This window comes from Kouleothrix sp. 19917, from assembly GCF_057073505.1.
The window spans coordinates 6,483,776-6,500,934 of the sequence record NZ_CP097099.1 but is presented as its reverse complement, the minus strand read 5'-3'; the positions used below and the strand labels follow the sequence as shown (position 1 = coordinate 6,500,934).

At 61.2% G+C, this 17,159-nt stretch carries 20 protein-coding genes; 5 read left to right on the top strand and 15 right to left on the bottom strand.

Going from position 1 to position 17,159, the window contains the following annotated elements:
- Positions 1-2: 2 nt before the first annotated feature.
- The 9 genes from M1P90_RS26335 to M1P90_RS26295 all read right to left on the bottom strand — a co-directional run bounded on the left by M1P90_RS26335 (position 3) and on the right by M1P90_RS26295 (position 5,414).
- Positions 3-542, bottom strand: coding sequence for a dihydrofolate reductase family protein (locus tag M1P90_RS26335; RefSeq protein ID WP_483698573.1), 540 nt, complete (start codon positions 540-542; stop codon positions 3-5).
- Between the two features lie 19 nt (positions 543-561).
- On the bottom strand, positions 562-1,014 hold the full coding sequence (locus M1P90_RS26330) for a hypothetical protein (protein WP_483698571.1): 453 nt from the start codon (positions 1,012-1,014) through the stop codon (positions 562-564).
- Positions 1,004-1,765 carry a DUF899 family protein gene (locus M1P90_RS26325; RefSeq protein WP_483698569.1) on the bottom strand — a complete coding sequence of 254 codons (762 nt, stop codon included), beginning with the start codon at positions 1,763-1,765 and terminating at the stop codon, positions 1,004-1,006. The genes M1P90_RS26330 and M1P90_RS26325 overlap by 11 nt, the downstream gene beginning before the upstream one ends.
- Positions 1,766-1,882: 117 nt before the next feature.
- Positions 1,883-2,551: a Type 1 glutamine amidotransferase-like domain-containing protein gene (locus M1P90_RS26320; RefSeq protein WP_483698568.1), complete on the bottom strand. Its 669-nt coding sequence runs from the start codon at positions 2,549-2,551 to the stop codon at positions 1,883-1,885.
- Between the two features lie 12 nt (positions 2,552-2,563).
- Positions 2,564-3,079, bottom strand: a complete 516-nt coding sequence (locus tag M1P90_RS26315; RefSeq protein WP_483698566.1) for a pyridoxamine 5'-phosphate oxidase family protein — start codon at positions 3,077-3,079, stop codon at positions 2,564-2,566.
- A gap of 271 nt (positions 3,080-3,350) precedes the next feature.
- Complete coding sequence (locus tag M1P90_RS26310; protein ID WP_483698565.1) at positions 3,351-3,692, bottom strand: YciI family protein; 342 nt, start codon at positions 3,690-3,692, stop codon at positions 3,351-3,353.
- 185 nt (positions 3,693-3,877) lie between these two features.
- Positions 3,878-4,147: a DUF2277 domain-containing protein gene (locus tag M1P90_RS26305; protein ID WP_483698564.1), complete on the bottom strand. Its 270-nt coding sequence runs from the start codon at positions 4,145-4,147 to the stop codon at positions 3,878-3,880.
- A gap of 107 nt (positions 4,148-4,254) precedes the next feature.
- Positions 4,255-4,932: a DUF899 domain-containing protein gene (locus M1P90_RS26300; protein ID WP_483698563.1), complete on the bottom strand. Its 678-nt coding sequence runs from the start codon at positions 4,930-4,932 to the stop codon at positions 4,255-4,257.
- 92 nt (positions 4,933-5,024) lie between these two features.
- Positions 5,025-5,414: a DoxX family protein gene (locus tag M1P90_RS26295; RefSeq protein WP_483698562.1), complete on the bottom strand. Its 390-nt coding sequence runs from the start codon at positions 5,412-5,414 to the stop codon at positions 5,025-5,027.
- A 139-nt stretch (positions 5,415-5,553) separates the two neighbouring features.
- Between M1P90_RS26295 and M1P90_RS26290 the strand changes: the two genes are divergently transcribed.
- The 3 genes from M1P90_RS26290 to M1P90_RS26280 all read left to right on the top strand — a co-directional run bounded on the left by M1P90_RS26290 (position 5,554) and on the right by M1P90_RS26280 (position 7,560).
- Positions 5,554-6,222 carry a winged helix-turn-helix transcriptional regulator gene (locus M1P90_RS26290; RefSeq protein ID WP_483698561.1) on the top strand — a complete coding sequence of 223 codons (669 nt, stop codon included), beginning with the start codon at positions 5,554-5,556 and terminating at the stop codon, positions 6,220-6,222.
- A 208-nt stretch (positions 6,223-6,430) separates the two neighbouring features.
- Positions 6,431-6,853 carry a helix-turn-helix domain-containing protein gene (locus M1P90_RS26285; protein WP_483698560.1) on the top strand — a complete coding sequence of 141 codons (423 nt, stop codon included), beginning with the start codon at positions 6,431-6,433 and terminating at the stop codon, positions 6,851-6,853.
- A 26-nt stretch (positions 6,854-6,879) separates the two neighbouring features.
- Positions 6,880-7,560, top strand: coding sequence for an IS630 family transposase (locus M1P90_RS26280; RefSeq protein ID WP_483704598.1), 681 nt, complete (start codon positions 6,880-6,882; stop codon positions 7,558-7,560).
- Between the two features lie 833 nt (positions 7,561-8,393).
- Here M1P90_RS26280 and M1P90_RS26275 read toward each other — a convergent pair.
- Together M1P90_RS26275 and M1P90_RS26270 are read right to left on the bottom strand one after the other, a co-directional pair.
- The gene (locus M1P90_RS26275) at positions 8,394-11,114 is read right to left on the bottom strand and encodes a response regulator (protein WP_483698558.1); all 2,721 of its coding nucleotides are present in this window, start codon (positions 11,112-11,114) and stop codon (positions 8,394-8,396) included.
- Between the two features lie 43 nt (positions 11,115-11,157).
- Complete coding sequence (locus M1P90_RS26270; protein WP_483698557.1) at positions 11,158-12,294, bottom strand: FIST signal transduction protein; 1,137 nt, start codon at positions 12,292-12,294, stop codon at positions 11,158-11,160.
- 268 nt (positions 12,295-12,562) lie between these two features.
- Between M1P90_RS26270 and M1P90_RS26265 the strand changes: the two genes are divergently transcribed.
- Complete coding sequence (locus M1P90_RS26265; RefSeq protein ID WP_483698556.1) at positions 12,563-13,558, top strand: aldo/keto reductase; 996 nt, start codon at positions 12,563-12,565, stop codon at positions 13,556-13,558.
- 11 nt (positions 13,559-13,569) lie between these two features.
- Complete coding sequence (locus M1P90_RS26260) at positions 13,570-14,151, top strand: TetR/AcrR family transcriptional regulator (protein WP_483698555.1); 582 nt, start codon at positions 13,570-13,572, stop codon at positions 14,149-14,151.
- Positions 14,152-14,235: 84 nt separating this feature from the next.
- On the opposite strand, the gene M1P90_RS26255 is transcribed toward M1P90_RS26260, so the two are convergent.
- The 4 genes from M1P90_RS26255 to M1P90_RS26240 all read right to left on the bottom strand — a co-directional run bounded on the left by M1P90_RS26255 (position 14,236) and on the right by M1P90_RS26240 (position 17,158).
- The gene (locus tag M1P90_RS26255; protein ID WP_483698554.1) at positions 14,236-14,739 is read right to left on the bottom strand and encodes a GyrI-like domain-containing protein; all 504 of its coding nucleotides are present in this window, start codon (positions 14,737-14,739) and stop codon (positions 14,236-14,238) included.
- Positions 14,739-15,584: a MerR family transcriptional regulator gene (locus tag M1P90_RS26250; protein ID WP_483698553.1), complete on the bottom strand. Its 846-nt coding sequence runs from the start codon at positions 15,582-15,584 to the stop codon at positions 14,739-14,741. The genes M1P90_RS26255 and M1P90_RS26250 overlap by 1 nt, the downstream gene beginning before the upstream one ends.
- Positions 15,585-15,746: 162 nt before the next feature.
- A complete protein-coding gene (locus M1P90_RS26245; protein ID WP_483698552.1) occupies positions 15,747-16,043 on the bottom strand; it encodes a MoaD/ThiS family protein in 297 nt (98 codons plus the stop codon).
- Entirely contained in the window at positions 16,040-17,158 is a 1,119-nt protein-coding gene (locus tag M1P90_RS26240; RefSeq protein ID WP_483698550.1) for a WD40/YVTN/BNR-like repeat-containing protein, read from the bottom strand. Before M1P90_RS26240 ends, M1P90_RS26245 begins: the two co-directional genes overlap by 4 nt.
- Between the last annotated feature and the right edge of the window lies 1 nt (position 17,159).

The window sequence follows — 17,159 nt, the reverse complement described above, 5'->3', positions numbered from 1 at the left end:
CCTTATTTCTGCACCCGAAAGCGCAGATGCGTCACCTGCGGCGATTCGATCACGTCAATGCGCTCCAGTTGCGTCGGCACGCCGTTCTTGAACAGGCGCAGTCCATCGCCCAGCAGCATCGAGACGACGTGGAGGTGCAGTTCGTCGATCAACCCGGCGGCGAGCAATTGCTGCGCCGTCGAAGCGCCACCGGCAACGCAGACGATTTTCTCGCCCGCCGCCGCCTGTGCCTGCCGAACAAGCTCCTCGATTCCGCCAGCGACGAATGTAAACGGCACATCCGCGTTGGTCACGGTCGGGCGCGGCGTGTGTGTCAGAACGAAGTGCGGCACTTTGTAGGGCGTTTCAAAGCCATCTGTCGCTTCGCCCAGCACGTTGTGACCGATGATCATGGAGCCGATGCTATGAAACAGTTCGTCGATGATTCGCGTGTCGTTTTCGCTGGGCGCGAAATACCAGTCGTGCAGGCCGCCGTCGCCGCCATCCGGCCCCGACACAAAGCCGTCGAGCGACATTGCCATATCCAGAACGACGTTGCCCATAGCCTTCTCCTCCGATACTTCACGAAGCCGATACGCGCGTCATCGTCAGCGCGTAGCCGCCGCCATCGGGCAGGTGCCATTCGCCGCGAATCTGGCTTTTGTCGTCGTTGAACTGCCCCAGGAAGCGAACTGGCGTGTCTGGCTCTTCGAACGAAAAGCGCACGGTGCGGTCGTCCACTTCCCAGAAATACACGAAGTGAAAACCGGAGCTACTTTCGAACCAGTGGCCGATGATCTGCTTGCTCGGCGCATCTTCGCCATAGCGCTGCTCGAAGCCGATGACCATCGTGCCTTTGATGTTCTTGCCAAACTCCTCGTGGTCGACCGCGAGAAAGAAGCCGCCGTCCATCCAGGCGAAGCGATCACGCCCCTCCCACGTCTCGCCGGTGTTGAGGTCGCGGTGGTGCAAATCCCACTCGCCGACCAGCGGGTCGAGCACGCGCAGCCGTGGGTCTGGTGTTTCAGCGGTCATCGGGTACCTCTCGGCGCTCGGGCGTGCCGAGGTCGTCGGAGCGACCGGCGGCGAGGCGGGGCCACTGCGAAGTTGGCCGCCCGTTCGTGCTCATCGCTCCTTCGCGGCGCGGCCAGCCTTCCGGCGAATCCTCCCACGCCTCCTGGCGGCCATACACCGTCATGTCGAGCATGCCATAGCTGTTCCCCAGTATTTCGCAGCCGCGCCCGGTGGTCCAGTACGTTTCGAACACGCGGTCGCCGACGCGCAGGTAGCAGGCTTTCATGCCGAAATGCCCGCCTGGGGCAATGCGCTCCAGCGATTCATCGGGCACCGCATACCAGGGCATCTGCCAGTCCATGAACTCGCGGTAGCGGTTGCTTTCCTCGAACGGCCCCTCGCAGAACACCGCAAAGGTCACATCGCGCGAGTGCAGGTAGGCAAGCTCCTGTACGTGGCCGGTGTTGAATGTGCAGCCCTGGCACTGTTCGGCGGCGGGGCGGCCGGTGTGCCACATGTGGTACGATGCGAACAGCTGCGACCGGCCCTCGAAGGTCTCGATAAACGGCACAGTTCCACGCGCGCACACAACCGGCGCAGAAGCATCGACCTCGATCATCGGCAAGCGGCGCCGGGCTGCGGCGATGCGGTCGCCTTCGCGGGTGTGGGCCTTCTCGCGAACACGCAGCTCGTCCAGTTGCGCCTGCCAGGTGGCGTGGTCGATAACTGTGGGCAGGGCCGGTGTCTCGTTGTGCTTCGAACTATCCAACATGGTGCTCTCCATCATTGAGCGCATTTACCAGCGATCTGTGCGGCATTCGTTTGTGCTGATTCTGCATCGCTGCGGTTGAGCACAATCGTAAATCCAAAATCGTAAATCGAAAATGCCCTATGCGGTAAGCCGCTTCCAGTGGCCTTCGGAAACAACTTCAACCGTGCCATCGACCACTTTGAACGCGGTTGCATCGTCGATCGCGTAGGCCGGGTTGCCCAGGCTTGCGGCCCACTTTTCGGCATTGGCGAGGGTGTTCTGCGGCAAATCCGGGTTATCGAGGTGCGGGAAAATCGAGAAGTCGACGATGCCCAGCGTTTCATCGCCACCAGTGGGCGGCTTCCATCCCACGAAGTCTTCCCCAACGCGTGGTGTCAGGATCATGCTTCCGGCGCTGAGCCCCACCCAGACGCCGGGCAGCGTCGGCAGGAGTTCTGCCAGGCCGGATTGCCGCATCCAGTAGCACAGGTACAAAGGGTCGCCGCCATTCACAAGAATCACATCGGCCTCCTGCACCCAGGGCACCCAGCGTTCCCGTTCGATGCTGGGCAGCGCGGTCAGCTCCAGAATGCCCACCGACTTCCAGCCCAGTTCGACCATCGGGCTCCGTGGTTCTTGGCCGGCGATGAACTTCCAGGCCTGATGTGGGCTGACCATGCGATGCCCGTATGACGAGGTCGGGACGCAAAGCGCGTTGCACTCGGCAATCGGCTTGCCCAGCAGCTCGAGCAGTGCGTTGTGGATGCTCGGGTTTGCAATACCCGCCGAGGTCAGAAGATACTTCACAATCCACTCCTGCTAAAACTGCCAGCGCGTCTGGCTGAACGTCGTTCCCTTGCCAAAGCCAAACGCGGTGTCTGGCGCGACAGCAAACACCAGCGCGACATTGCCGCCTTGCCCGCTGAACCCCTGGTCCACGACATCGAAGTGCCAGTCGTGGCCGTACTTCTGCTCGTACAGGTCGGCAACGCGCAGAAGCAGGGGCGTGTCGGTCACGCGCACGGCGTCGCCTCCGAGCACAAGGTCGAGCCCGTCTTCGCGCATTGAGTTGCGCCCGGTGGTGAGAATGACGTGCGGGTTCCCGGCGATATTCCTGGCCTTGCGCTCGTGCGCGCCGGTGCAGAAATACAGTGTGCCATCGAGCCAGACCGCAATCAAGGGCGTGACATGTGGGCGTCCGTTGGGGCGCACCGTCGAAAGCCAGAAGATCTCGGCCTCGTTGAGCACAGCTGCAGCATCGCCCCAGGGCGTCGCGCTAGCGTTTGGATAGCTATAGTCGTGGTCAATTGTCGTTTTTGGGGATTGATGCGCCATCGCATTAGTCCTTTACCTTTGCCACCAAGACACAAAGACACAAAGATCTTGATTGATGCTCTGCGTTCTCTGTGCCTCAGTGGTGAAATTATTCCACAGGCTGGTAGCGCAGCAGAACTACGTACGATATATCGGGGTCGGACATGACGCCATCGAGCGTCACGGTCTCCGTCACCACAAGCTGTCGCAACGTGCTTCTCCTCCCCACCTGTATGGTAATAATCGCCGCAATCAGGGGTAGCTAGGCAGAATGTGCAGCACCCCCCCGACCTCAGGACTCTGGATCAAACTGGAACACGCGAAGTTCCTGATCACAGCGACAGGCTTTCGCGATACGTGCAGCCCAGGCGAGGGCCTCCTCCCGTGAAGGTAGTTCAAGTACCGTGAATCCACCATCGAGCTGAGGCGCCCACGGGTACCCTCCCTCAGCGGCTGAGCCATTGGCCGAAACGAGAACGGGCGGCACCGTTTCATCAATTCCGCCACCGAAAACGTAGACGCCCGCTTCTTTCGTCTCGCGTATCACGGCGCGAGCGTCTCGACCCACCGCCTCCCACTCGCTGTCGGGTACGTTCATTGCAGCACTGGGGAATGAAATGAGATACTTTGCCATGACGATCACCTTTCTCTAAGCATGGTGCGGTTCCTGACACAGGCCATGCCGAACTACTTCTTCACCCGAAAGCGCAGGTGCGTTACGTCGGGCGTGTCGACAACGTCGAGCTTTTCGAGCTTAATCGGCTCCGGGCCGAGATTATCGAAGAAAAGTCTTGCCCACAGCATCGCTCTTTTCGCTCGCTAGCGGGGGAAGCGCTGCGCCGAACGCGCCCGCGCTTTGGCGGCTTCTTCGTCGCGGTTTTTGGGGGTGGCAGTGGTTTCCAGCTCGGCCAGCAGCCTGCGCGCTACAGCGGCTATCTCGTCGACAGCAGCATCGAACGCGGCTTCGTTGGCCTTCGACGGCGCGGCAAAGCCGCTGATCTTGCGCACGAACTGGAGTGCGGCGGCGCGCACCTCATCCTCGCTGGCGGGCGGCTCGAAGTTGAACAGCGGCTTGATATTGCGGCACATCCTCGTCCCTTTCGTTTCTGCTCTTGCTATCCGCAGATTACACAGATTACGCAGATTTTATGTTTCCTGTAATCTGCGCAATCTGCGTAATCTGTGGATGAAATCTATTAGGCCACGCGCTCCTGCTCGTACTCGTCGTGGCGGCGCAGCCAGCCCTGCGGCTCGTCGTTGGCGCGGCCGGCCGGCTTTTCCCATTCTTCCTGGCGGCCCAGCGGCGTGAAATCGAGCAGGCTGTAGGTGCTGCCGGTGATGTCGGTGCCGCGCCCTGTTGTGGAATAGGTGTGGTAAATCGTGTCGCCGTCGCGCAGAAACACGCTCAGCATCGAAATCTCGCCATTCGCATCGCTGGCTTCGAAATCATAGTTGAAATCGCTGTCGTGCGAAGAATACCACGGCACATCCCAGCCCATGCGATCCTTGTAGGCTTCCAGCTTCTCCAGCGGCGCGCGTGAGATAGCCACAAATGACGTGTTGCGGGCATGGAGATGCCGCAGATCGCCGATATTATCGATCATGTATGAACAGCCCGGGCAGCCCGCATCCCAGTCTGGCGCGAACATGAAGTGGTAGACGATCAGCTGTGGCCGGCCGTCGAACAGATCGCTCAGGGTCGCCGGGCCGTCTGGCCCCTGGAATGTGTATTGCTTTTCGACCTCGACCATCGGCAGGTCGCGGCGCTCGGTGTTCACAGCGTCGTAGGCGCGGGTGTGGGCCTTTTCCTTGACCAGCAGTTCCTGGCGCGCGGCGCGCCATTCGTCGCGCGAAACAACATTGGGAAGATTCATTGGGTCTCCTTTCAAGAGGCTGCGAAGTGCGAATGCGAGGTACACAGCCCGCTGGCTGAAAGTGCATTGTTTCCCTATGCGAAAAGCAGGTATCAGGCAGGGAGAACAGCGCTGCGAGGATTAATCGGCACGATCTTCCAGCGCGTATAGGCAACAACGCTGGCCAGCAGCAGCAGCACCAGAGTGAAAGCAGCATTGCCAAACTCGCCGCGTGTCAGGTGAAACAGCGCCGCGCTGCCGGCAACCACCATCATGCCGGCCGCTGCGAGCGGCGTCAGCCACGGCAAAATGCGCGTCAGCGCCGGCAGCACGATGCCGATGCCAGCCAGAATCTCGGCGGCACCAATAAACACTCTCAGCGCCGGGGCAATCATCGTATCGATCATTGGGGCAATTTCGGCAGGTGGGAAGAGGTAGATCGAACCGTGCCAGAGGAATACGGCTGCCAGGAGTAGCTGTACACCCCACACAACAAAACGCATGCTCGGCTCCCTTCGCTCAGCTCAAAAGACACAAAGTAGCACGGGGGTTCTATTTTTATTATAGCCAATTTACTTCAAAAAGTCAAGTTTTCAGTTCAAAAATTGCAGTTCGCTCGTTTGTCTTGTATACTACATGATTATGAAAACCCGAAGCTACAATCAATATTGTGGGCTAGCCTACGCGCTGGATGTTGTGGGCGAGCGCTGGACGATACTCATCATTCGTGAGCTGGTGGCCGGGCCGCGCCGCTTCAAGGATTTGCTGGCCGGGCTGCCTGAAATAAGCACCAACTTGCTTTCCGAACGCCTGAAGCACCTTGAGCAGCAAGCTGTGATCCATCGGCGCACGCTGCCGCCGCCGGCCGGCTCAGCCGTGTACGAGCTGACCGAGCTGGGGCGCGGGCTGGAGCCAATGCTGCTTGAGCTGGGAAAGTGGGGCAGCCAGTTCGTGCCCGAGGCGCCCGGCGAGGCGGTGATACTGCACGTTGGCTCGTATGCGCTGACGCTGAAGACCTTTTTCCGGCCCGAGCTGGCGCAGGGGCTGGATGAAACCTACGCGCTCCAGATCGACGGCGAGGTCTTGCAGGCGCATATTCACGATGGCACGCTCGATGTGGGGCCGGGCGACCCGCGCGACGCAGCCATGATCCTGCGCACGGAGATGCCAACCTACCTGGCGCTGCTGGCCGGCAAGCTTGCGCCCGACGTGGCGCTGGCGCAAGGGCTGATTGGCGTGGAAGGGGATGCGGAAGCGCTGGAGCGCTTTCTCGCCATATGCGGCATTCCGCAACATGCAGGGCCGGCCTAGCGCGTGAACGCGCGATTAGTACTTTGGAAAATAAGTTATTTCATACAACGGGCAAGCTTCCAGGAAGCTCATCTGGCCACCAGATTGAAGCAAAACTGGCTTTAGCTTCCTGGAAGCTGAGTACAAGGAAACTTAGTTGACAGAGTAATTAGTACTTCGTAAACTAAATTTCCTTGCATTCTTCCGGCAGTCTTGGTAGACTGACCGTATGAAAAAACAGCACCTGACACTCACTGATGACGACCGCTCAACACTCGAAACGCTATTGTCGAAAGGCAGCTTGAGCGCTCGCACGTTCAAACGTGCCACTGCCTTGCTTGAACTTGATCGTGGTAAAACGCTTCAAGATGCCGCGTCCACGCTCGGTGTGACCTACAACGCAGTGGCTGCCTGGCGTGACGGCTACAAAACCTCTGGCTTACGCTGCCTTGACGACGCGCCTCGCTCTGGTCGTCCGACCTTGATCGATGGCGCGCAGCGTGCCAAAATCACCGCGCTCGCCTGTAGCGATGCGCCAGCGGGTCATGCTCGCTGGTCGTTGCGTCTGCTCGCCGAAAAGGTGGTTGAAGCCGGGCTGTGCGAGCAGATTTCGCATACCTTTGTTGCTGATGTCCTAAAAAAAACGAACTAAAACCGCATCTTAAAGACACCTGGTGCATTGGTCGTATTGACGCTGCCTTTTTGGCGCATCTCGAACAGATCCTGGCGCTGTATGCGCTGCCCTATGATCCCGCCTATCCCGTGGTGTGCTTTGATGAACGACCGTGCTTTTTGATTGGCGAGATCTTGCTGCCGCGACCGATGCGCAAAGGCGAGATTGAGAAACAACACTATGAATACGAAAAGCTTGGCTCGTGTGCGCTGCTTGCGGCGATCGAGCCGCTGACGGGACGACGGCTTGGGCAGGTCTCTGAGCGGCGCACCAAGCGCGAGTTCATGCAGTTTTGTCAGCAGATCGCGGCTGCCTATCCGCAAGCCAAGCGCATCCGATTGGTTCTCGACAATCTCAACACCCACAATGCCTCGTCGTTCTATGAACACTTGAGTGCCGAGGAAGCGTTTGCGCTCACTGAGCGCTTCGAGTTCACCTATACACCCAAAGGGGCCAGTTGGTTAAACATGATCGAGTGCGAGTTTTCAGCAATCTCGCGCCAATGCCTGGCTCGACGGATCGCGACAATTGAAGTCCTGCGCAGCGAAGTGCTCGCCTTACTTGACGAACGCAGTACCAAGGGTATCAAGATCCACTGGCAGTTCGGCATCCAAGCGGCACGTGCCAAATTCAATCGGCACTATACTCGTATCAATTCCCTAAATCAGAAATACAAGGAAACTTAGTTGACAGAGTAATTAGTACTCTGTCAACTAAGTTTCCTTGTACTCAGCTTCCAGGAAGCTAAAGCCAGTTTTGCTTCAATCTGGTGGCCAGATGAGCTTCCTGGAAGCTTGCCCGTTGTATGAAATAACTTATTTTCCAAAGTAATTAGTACTCTGTCAACTAAGTTTCCTTGTACTCAGCTTCCAGGAAGCTAAAGCCAGTTTTGCTTCAATCTGGTGGCCAGATGAGCTTCCTGGAAGCTTGCCCGTTGTATGAAATAACTTATTTTCCAAAGTAATTAGTACTCTGTCAACTAAGTTTCCTTGTACTCAGCTTCCAGGAAGCTAAAGCCAGTTTTGCTTCAATCTGGTGGCCAGATGAGCTTCCTGGAAGCTTGCCCGTTGTATGAAATAACTTATTTTCCAAAGTAATTAGTACTCTGTCAACGAAGTTTCCTTGTACTCAGCTTCCAGGAAGCTCAGGCCAGTTTTGCTTCAACCTGATAATCAGATGAGCTTCCTGGAAGCTTGCCCGTTGTATGAAATAACGTATTTTCCAAAGTAATTAGTAGTCTGGAAAATAAATTTCCTTGTACTCAGCTTCCAGGAAGCTCATCTGAGTATCAGGTTGAAGGACAACTAGCCTAAGCTTCCTGGAAGCTTGCCCGTTGTAGAAAAGAACGTTCCTTCCAGAGTAATGAATGGTTAGGGATTGGGGATTGCGCTGGTACACATCAGTGAAAACCCGTTTCGAGCTGGCTAGCAGTAGGCAGTCGTCAGTTGGCAATTATGATGGTGACTGCCTATTGCCAAATGGCGACTACAACCAGCAACCAATTTCCCGCAACGCTGTTTTAGCTCGCCGGCAGCCAGCGCGCCAGCATCTGGCCTAGCTCGGCGTGGCGCACCGGCTTGCTCAGGTAGTCGTCCATACCCGCGTCCAGGCACACCTCGCGGTCGCCCTGCATGGCATTCGCCGTCATTGCAATGATTGGGATGCGCGCGCCACTCTGTTGCTCGCGCTCGCGGATGCTGCGCGTGGCGGCCAGCCCGTCGAGCTCGGGCATCTGGCAGTCCATCAGCACCAGCTCGTAGGGGTGTGGCTGGGCAAGCGCCTCAAGCGCGGCGCGCCCGTTTGGCACAGCATGCCCGGCATAGCCAAGCTTGCCAAGCTGACGCAGCACCAGTTGCTGATTGACGACATGGTCTTCCACCACCAGGATCAGCCGAGATGATGAGTCGCCTGGGCCTGCCAGGGGCGAATTGACTGGGGCTGGCTGCTCGTGCGGCTCGTTGTCCAGCGCAAAGAAAAGCGCTGCCATGCTATCGAAGAGCTGCGATTGCTTGATTGGCTTGGTAAGGTAGGCGCGAAAGCCGCTTTGCAGCGCCTGTTCGTTCTGCCCGCGCTCGTCGAAGGCCGTGAGCATAATGAGCTGCGGGTGCGAAAGCCCCTGCCCGCGCTGGATCGCCCGCGCAAGCGCAAAGCCGTCCATATCTGGCAGCGCCTGCTCGCAGATCAGCAGGCTGTATGGCGCGCCGCCCGCCGCCGCAACGCGCATCATCTCAATCGCCCGCGCACCTTTGGGCGCTGCGTCGGCGGCGATACCCCAGTTTTGCAGGTATTGCTGCACGATCTCGGCGCTGGGCGTGTGCGAATCGGCAACCAGCGCGCGCAGCTGCGACCAATTTGGGGCCTCGAAGCCGTGCGGCGATGCGCCGCTTCGCTCGAAGCGAATGGTGAACGAGAAGGTCGCGCCCTGCCCTGCGCGGCTTTCGACCGCAATCGCGCCGCCCATCAGCTCCACCAGCCGCCGGCAGATCGCCAGGCCCAGGCCCGTGCCGCCATATTTGCGCGTCACCGAGCCATCGGCCTGCGTAAAGGGCTGGAACAGGCGCGCCTGCACCTCGTCGCTGATGCCAATGCCTGTGTCCTGCACACTGAAGCGCACCACAACCGCAGCCGCGTGCGCTTCCGCAAGCTCGGCGCGCACCACCACCGAGCCTGCTTTGGTGAACTTCACGGCGTTACCAATCAGGTTCACCAGCACCTGCCGCAGCCGACCCTGGTCGCCGCGCAGCTGCGCCGGGATATCGGGCGCAACATAAGTCATCAGGGTCAGCTGTTTGTCGCGCGCGCGGCTGGCCAGCAGGTCGGCGCAGCCCTCCACCACCGGCAGCAGCGCAAAATCCTTGTGCTCGATCGTGAGCTTGTTGGCCTCGATCTTCGAGAAATCGAGAATGTCGTTGATGATCGTCAGCAGCGCCTGCCCCGAATCGCGCACAATGGTGGCGAACTCGTGCTGATCGGCGTCCAGCTCGGTATCGAGCAGCAGCTCGGTCATGCCAATAATGCCATTCATGGGCGTGCGGATTTCGTGGCTCATGTTGGCAAGGAATTCCGATTTGGCGCGCGTGGCCGCCTCGGCGGCTTCTTTGGCATGCAAGAGGTCGGCGTAAGCGCGCTCGCGCTCGGCTTCGGCTTTGCGGCGCTCGGCCAGCTCCTGCTGCACCGCAACATACAGCTGCGCGTTTTCCAGCGCCTGGCTGACGGCGGCAGCCACATTCTGCGCCAGCGCAATCTCTTCTTCACTGAAAACGCGCTCGTCCAGCGCATCCAGCCCAATCGTGCCAACAACGACATTGCGGATAATCAGTGGAACGATCAGCAAGGTGACGGTGCCGCGCTGATGGCCGACTTCGTGAAACGCCTGGTTGCGCGGGTCGGTTTGCGCATTCGAGATCACCAGCGGCTGCCGGTGTTCGATCACATACCGGCTGGCTTCGTTGCCGGCTAAAGGCAAGCGCACACCCAGTGCCGAAGGACGCCCAGGCGTGCAGTATTCGGCCACCACTTCCAGCGCAGTGCGCTCGTCGTTCAGCAGCGCGCTGGCGGCCTGCGGCAGATCAAAGGTCTGCGCCAGCGCTTCGCAGACAATTTTCAGGATGTGAACTGGCTCCTGCACCGATGTGGCCGCAGCGATCACACGGTTGAGCAGGAGCGTTTCGCGCAGCTGCCGCTGAAGTTTTTCCTGCGTATGCTTGCGCCTGGTGATATCGCGTATCACCCCCAGCCCGCCAATAATCAGGCCACTATCGTCGTGCAGCGGCGCATAGCGGCTTTCGAATACGCGGTCGCGGTGCGCAGTGGCAACAAACGATGGCATGGATTCTACTGTCGTCACGCACCCGGCCAGGGCATTGGCAAAATATTGTTCTTCGCCATTCGCGCCAAAGCCCGGCAGCGCGTCGTGCGCCAGTTTGCCAAGCACCTGCGTGTCGCGCACGCCCGAAATCTCGGCCATCGAGGGGTTCCAGGCGGTAAAGCGCAGGCCGTGATCGAAGGCGAAAATGCCCTCGGCGCTGCTGTTCACCAGCCGCTCGAAGATCGCGCGCATGCTGATGTGCATGCCGCGCAGCTCTTCCGACACCAGTTCGAGCGAGCGAACCAGCATCTCGCGGTCGGTGTCGGCCTGGTGGTAGCTCTGGTCAACTGCTTCGAGCAGGCGCGCAATCTCCGGCGCGGCCGTGGCTTCGCCGATGTGGCGTTTGATCTGGCGGGCAAGAAGGCTGTGCATAGATGTCATCCCGAATGAGTGTGATCAGGCTGCGCGGTGCGCGCTAGATTTCGGCAAAGGTCGTGATTGTCATGGTCTGGTTGTGCAGCGCGCAGCGCGTGCTGGCCAGCAGCGGGGAAATTTCGCCATAGGAATAAAAGCCAGCCAGCACGGTGCGGTCGCCCAGCACCTCGCGCACGGCCTCGACTTCTTCTTCAATGCGCTGCTTCAGCACCAGCTTACGGCCCACGCAGCTGATCAGCAACGCCAGCTCGGCACTGTGCTCGCCAAGCGCGGCCTGGCTGGTGCTGGCCGCGCCATGCGCGCCGTCGATCAGGCGGTCGAAGTTGGCTTTCATCAGCTGCGCATACGCGCCTTCGGGCACGTCGCCCGCGAAGGTGATGCTGCCGGCAGCCTCGTCGACGGCCAGGATGGTGCGCACCACGCGCTCTTTGGCCGGCCCGCTCGAAACGCTGAGCGGGAACAGCAGCCCGCTGGAGGGCAGGTCGTTGGCGTGTTCGCCCAGGTAGCGCTTGTACAGCGCCAGGGCCGAGGTGCCGTCGAGCTCGTAGAGCACATTGCCGCATGAGCGGGTGACCAGCCGGTCGGGGCCAAACGCATCCCAGCCGCCCAGCGAGCCATAGCCCACGCGCAGGCGCTCGCCATACAGGCCAATCGCGGCGGCCTGGCCGGGCGCGGTTTCGCCATTCCAGTGCAGCAGCGTCTCGGCGAAGCGCGGGCCATCGGCCGAAAGCCCGCCCGTGATGCTGACATGTGCGGGCAGATGCGTGGAAAGGCCGGCCACCAGCTCGCTGCCATTCACACCCAGCCCCTCAGAAAGCACAAGCACATGCACCAGCCCATTCGGATCGAGCTGCTCGGCCAGTGCCTGCCCGGCTGCAAAGCTACCGGCAGCGTGTGCCAGCGGGGCGTGCGCGCCAAGCACGCGAGAATGCGCGAACTGCACCGCCGTGGCCACCAGCGAGTCATCCAGCACCTGGGTGTCGTAGATTTCGCCAGCCGTCGAGCAGCCCAGGATGATCGCGCCGGGATAGGCGCTGCGCAGTTCGCCCAGCGCCTCGGCGTTGCGCATTTGGGCCTTGCCGCCGAACACAAACACAAGCTGGGCATCCCCCGGCTGGCCGGGGTGCTGCGGCTGCCAGCCCGCGCTGCCGCCCCAAAAGGATTGCTGGATCTGCATCGTGTGCTCCGTTGATTATGGTTGAAAGCTGCAATGAGCTCGGGGCGACCAGCCCACGTTCTGCCAATTACTACAATACTAAAATATCCTGCCTGCCACAACCGCGCGGATGACGCGCAAGTTACAGGAGATTTGCCAATGGGTAGCGAAAAGATTGCGCTCTGCAATAATCAGCGCATCTAACAAAAATATAATAACAGATATTGATTTTTGTTATTTGATGTGATATACTCCTGCTGTCTTCAATCGAAATAACAGGAGCAACAAAATGGAGATGCGACAACTGGGCAAAAACGGGCCGACCGTTTCGGCGATTGGGCTGGGGTGCATGGGCATGTCGGGCATGTATGGCCCGTCGGATGAGGCCGAAAGCATTGCCACCATTCACGCCGCGATTGATGCGGGCATGACGCTGCTCGACACCGGCGATTTTTACGGCATGGGGCATAACGAGCTGCTGATTCGCGAGGCACTGCGCGGCCGCCCGCGCGACGGCGTGCAGATCAGCGTGAAGTTTGGCGCGCTGCGCGACGCAAGCAATGGCTGGGGCGGCTACGATGCGCGGCCAGCCGCCGTGAAGAACTTCCTGGCCTACTCGCTGCGCCGCCTCGGCACCGAATATATCGACATCTACCGGCCGGCGCGGCTCGACCCAAATGTGCCGATTGAGGAAACGATTGGCGCGATTGCCGAGATGGTGCAGGCCGGCTATGTGCGGCAGATCGGCCTTTCCGAAGTCGGCTCCGACACCATCCGGCGCGCGCAGGCCACCCACCCAATCGTCGATCTCCAGATCGAATATTCCCTGTTCTCACGCGGCATCGAAGCGAGCGTGCTGCCGACCTGCCGCGAGCTTGGCATTGGCATCACCGCATATGGCGTGCTGTCGCGTGGGCTGCTGGGCGGCCATTGGTCGCGCACGCAGGCTAACGCCAGCGATTTCCGCGCATTCAGCCCGCGCTTTCAGGACGAAAACCTTGATCGCAACCTGGCGCTGGTGGAAGAGCTGCGCGCCATAGCCGCCGAAAAAGGCGCGACGGTGGCGCAGGCCGCGATCGGCTGGGTGCTGGCGCAGGGGGCCGACATTGTGCCACTGGTGGGCGCGCGCCGGCGCGACCGGCTGAGCGAGGCGCTGGGCGCGCTGGCGCTCACATTTTCGGATGCCGAGATGGCGCGAATCGAGCAGGCCGTGCCCGCTGGCGCAGTTGCCGGCGAACGGTATAATACGCACCAGATGGCAATGCTCGACAGCGAGCGCGGTTAGAGGGATTTCGCATGCCCGAGGCAATACTGACGCAGGAGCGAATTCTGGAAGCGGCGGAGGAAGTGCTCCGCCGCTTTGGGCCGGCCAAAACCACGGTGGTCGATGTGGCGCGCGCGCTGGGCGTAACGCACGGCAGCGTGTACCGGCATTTCCCCAGCAAGGCCGCGCTGCGCGACGCCGTGGCCGCGCGCTGGCTCGAACGGGTTTCTGCGCCGCTGGATGCGATTGTGGCCGAAGAAGGGCCACCGGCAGCGCGGCTGCGGCGCTGGCTCGACACACTGATCGCAATCAAGCGCAACCGCGCCTTCGACGACCCCGAGATGTTTGCGACCTACCTGGCGCTGGCGAGCGACGCGGGCGAGATCATCACTGCCCATGTGGCGCACCTGGCCGCGCAGGCCGGGCAGATCGTTGCCGACGGCGTGGCGCAGGGCGAGTTTCATGTGGCCAGCCCGGCAGCGGCTGGGCGCGCCGTGGTGATCGCCACCAACCGCTTCCACAACCCCGCCCACGCTGCCGAATGGCGCGACCCCGCAATCGATACGGAGCTGGAGGAAGTATGGTCGCTCCTGCTGGCGGGGCTGAAAGCCTGAGTGCATTGGGCGCGGACGCACGCGGAGAGCGCGGAGCTGAGTCGTGTGACTATTCAGTCCGGCCCTCTGCGTCCTGATGCAAGATTAGCTCTCGGCCAGCTTGATCGCCACTTCGGTATCCCAGTCGGCCGGGTTAGGGCTTTCGTCGGGGCCAGTAAGGAACGACTCGTAGCGCGACACAAAGCCATCGCCGCCCGGCGCGTCGAAGCGATCCCACTGCAAGCCCTGCGCCTCGGCCCACTCGATCAGCACCTTGTTGGCGGGAATGCCGTTGGTCACGCCCGTATACACCAGCGAGGCATAGCGCCCGGCCGGCAGCTCGCCCGCGCGCACGCGCTCGTCGCCCTGCACCGTCCCCACCACCGGCACACCAATCTCAATATCCATCAGCCCTTCCATGTTGATGACATGGAAGCGCATGAACGGCGGGCCAGCGGGCGCGATGCCGCGCTGCCCCAGCCAGCCAAACGTTTCGCCCAGCAGCTGCGGCACCAGCGCCTCGCCCATCTCGCTCATCGGCACCTGCGTGCGAATCCCCACGGTCGGCTGCGCGGCGCGCTCGTCTACTTTTGGCTCGGTCACTTTCATTACATCCATCCTTTTCGCTCTATCGGGTACTGAATTTCCGTGATATATGAGGGATCGTCCTGGCGGATTGGCTGCGCGTGGTACAGGTTCAGCTCGCGATCCGGCCCGGCGACACGGTAGCCATTGGCGGAAACCCAGCACAGCACTGCCTCGTGCGCCGCGCCAATCGTGGCGTAGGAGCCGTGGTGAATGGTTGCCGCCATGGTCGCGGCGGGCAGCTCGTGCACCTGCACGCGCCCGCTGGGCGGGATGGGGCAGCGCAGCATAAACGCCGCTGCGGCTTCCACATCGCTTTCCTTAAACTCTGTGTCGTAGCACAGCACCAGCGTTTGCCCGCCGCGCTCGGGGTTCGGTGTCAGCGCCTTTTCCGCATATGGGCGAATCGCGTCGTACACCTCGCCAAACAGCCCGCCCACCGCGCTGTGGCTCGGCAGAATTGCCCGCACCGACGCGATCAGCAGCGGCTCGACGCGCTTCACAATCACGTCGTAGCCGGGCAGCTCGCGCTCGTGCTCGATCTGTTGCAGGCGCGCTTCGACCTCGAGCAGGCGTGCCTGCGCCGCCGCGACTTCCTGGCTGATCTGGGCGTGGCGCAGCCGCAGCATGCCGCGCATCTGCTCGGGCGAAATGCCCGCGTCGAGCACGGCGGCGATCTGCTCAAGCGAAAAGCCTAGCCCTTTCAGCGCCAGAATGCGGTGCAGGCGCGGCAGCTGGCTGGCCGCGTAGTAGCGGTAGCCCGTGAAGCGGTCGATCTCGCTTGGCTTCAACAGCCCGATCTGGTCGTAGTAGCGCAGCGTCGCCACCGGCACCTGCGCCAGCTTGGAGAGCTCGCCAATCTTGAGCATTGCAGCCCATCTGCTGAACGGAACAGTTGGAGTATAAACCCTCAAGTGGCTTGAGAGTCAAGCGGGGATTCGCAAAAAAAGAGGGGCCGACACACAGGTCGGTCCTGACAAGTTTTGTCAGGGCCGACCTGTGTGGCCTCAATATTCAGCACCCGAAAAATTTCACCCTCCGGCGATTGCGCCCACGACCATGAACGGTTCCTTGCCCGACACCACCGCGTCGGGCAGCGGCGTGTCGGCCGGCTCGTGCGAAAGGTCTTCTTCGCAGGCGAAGAAGCGCACAAAGGCGCGGCGCTGCCTGGTGCTGTGGTCGCGGATGGTGCCGCGCAGCATCGGGTATTGCGCCTCAAGCGCATCCAGCACCGCGCCGATGGTGACGGGCGCGGCGACCTCGATTTCGACCTCGCTGCCGACACGCGCGAGGGTGCGCAGGTGGGCGGGCAGATACACGCGGATCATGGCAGCGTTTGCACTTCGACCGAAAGCACCGCCGGCAGGTCGTGCACAATCGCCTTCCAGCTTTCCCCGCTGTCGGCCGAGCAATAAACCTGCCCACCCGTGGTGCCGAAGTAGATGCCGCACGACGACAGTTTGTCCACGCTCATGGCCTCGCGCAGGATGTTGACGTAGCAGTTCTCCTGCGGCAAACCGTTCGTCAGCGCCTCCCAGTCGCCGTCGCCGCCGCCGCGATTGCGGTACACGCGCAGCTTGCCTTCGGGCGGGTAGTGCTCGGAGTCGCTCTTGATCGGCACGACGTAGACCGTGCTTGGCTCGTGCGCATGCACGGCGATTGGGAAGCCGAAATCGGATGGCAGATTGCCGCTGATCTCGTGCCAGTTATCGCCGCCGTCGTCGCTGCGCATCACGTCCCAGTGCTTCTGCATAAACAGCACGTTCGGGCGGGTGGGGTGCATGTCGATGCGGTGCACGCAGTGGCCGGTTTCGGCGTCGGGGTCGGGCATGAAGTTCGAGTGCAGGCCGTGGTTGATCGGCTTCCACGTTTCGCCGCCGTCCTCGCTGCGAAATGCGCCCGCCGCTGAAATGGCGACAAACATGCGCTGCGGGTTGTTCGGGTCGATCACAATCGTGTGCAGGCACAGGCCGCCCGCGCCGGGTTGCCACGAGGGGCCGGTGCCGTGCTTGCGCAGCCCCGCCATTTCGTGCCACGATTTGCCGCCGTCGGTGGTGCGGAACAGCGCCGCGTCTTCCACGCCGGCGTACACCGTGTCGGGGTCGGTTGGCGAGGGCTCGAAGTGCCACACGCGCGCGAACTCCCACGGGTGCTGCGTGCCGTCGTACCACTGGTGCGTGCCGGCGTCGCCGTCGTACTTGAACTCATTGCCAACGGGTTCCCACGTCTTGCCGCCGTCGTCGGAGCGCTGGATCTGCTGGCCGAACCAGCCGCCCGACTGCGAGGCATACAGCCGGTTCGGGTCGGCTGGCGAGCCTTTGATGTGGTAGATCTCCCAGCCGCCGAAGTGCGGGCCGCTGACGTCCCACTCCTCGCGCTTCTCATCCGATGTCAGGATAAACGCGCCTTTGCGCGTGCCTACCAGAACCCGTACTCCACTCATG

Coding starts and splice junctions, on each gene's coding strand:
- M1P90_RS26335 (WP_483698573.1), bottom strand. CDS start 542: ATGGGCAACGTCGTTCTGGATATGGCAATGTCGCTCGACGGCTTTGTG.
- M1P90_RS26330 (WP_483698571.1), bottom strand. CDS start 1,014: ATGACCGCTGAAACACCAGACCCACGGCTGCGCGTGCTCGACCCGCTG.
- M1P90_RS26325 (WP_483698569.1), bottom strand. CDS start 1,765: ATGTTGGATAGTTCGAAGCACAACGAGACACCGGCCCTGCCCACAGTT.
- M1P90_RS26315 (WP_483698566.1), bottom strand. CDS start 3,079: ATGGCGCATCAATCCCCAAAAACGACAATTGACCACGACTATAGCTAT.
- M1P90_RS26310 (WP_483698565.1), bottom strand. CDS start 3,692: ATGGCAAAGTATCTCATTTCATTCCCCAGTGCTGCAATGAACGTACCC.
- M1P90_RS26305 (WP_483698564.1), bottom strand. CDS start 4,147: ATGTGCCGCAATATCAAGCCGCTGTTCAACTTCGAGCCGCCCGCCAGC.
- M1P90_RS26300 (WP_483698563.1), bottom strand. CDS start 4,932: ATGAATCTTCCCAATGTTGTTTCGCGCGACGAATGGCGCGCCGCGCGC.
- M1P90_RS26295 (WP_483698562.1), bottom strand. CDS start 5,414: ATGCGTTTTGTTGTGTGGGGTGTACAGCTACTCCTGGCAGCCGTATTC.
- M1P90_RS26290 (WP_483698561.1), top strand. CDS start 5,554: ATGAAAACCCGAAGCTACAATCAATATTGTGGGCTAGCCTACGCGCTG.
- M1P90_RS26285 (WP_483698560.1), top strand. CDS start 6,431: ATGAAAAAACAGCACCTGACACTCACTGATGACGACCGCTCAACACTC.
- M1P90_RS26275 (WP_483698558.1), bottom strand. CDS start 11,114: ATGCACAGCCTTCTTGCCCGCCAGATCAAACGCCACATCGGCGAAGCC.
- M1P90_RS26270 (WP_483698557.1), bottom strand. CDS start 12,294: ATGCAGATCCAGCAATCCTTTTGGGGCGGCAGCGCGGGCTGGCAGCCG.
- M1P90_RS26265 (WP_483698556.1), top strand. CDS start 12,563: ATGGAGATGCGACAACTGGGCAAAAACGGGCCGACCGTTTCGGCGATT.
- M1P90_RS26260 (WP_483698555.1), top strand. CDS start 13,570: ATGCCCGAGGCAATACTGACGCAGGAGCGAATTCTGGAAGCGGCGGAG.
- M1P90_RS26255 (WP_483698554.1), bottom strand. CDS start 14,739: ATGAAAGTGACCGAGCCAAAAGTAGACGAGCGCGCCGCGCAGCCGACC.
- M1P90_RS26250 (WP_483698553.1), bottom strand. CDS start 15,584: ATGCTCAAGATTGGCGAGCTCTCCAAGCTGGCGCAGGTGCCGGTGGCG.
- M1P90_RS26245 (WP_483698552.1), bottom strand. CDS start 16,043: ATGATCCGCGTGTATCTGCCCGCCCACCTGCGCACCCTCGCGCGTGTC.
- M1P90_RS26240 (WP_483698550.1), bottom strand. CDS start 17,158: ATGAGTGGAGTACGGGTTCTGGTAGGCACGCGCAAAGGCGCGTTTATC.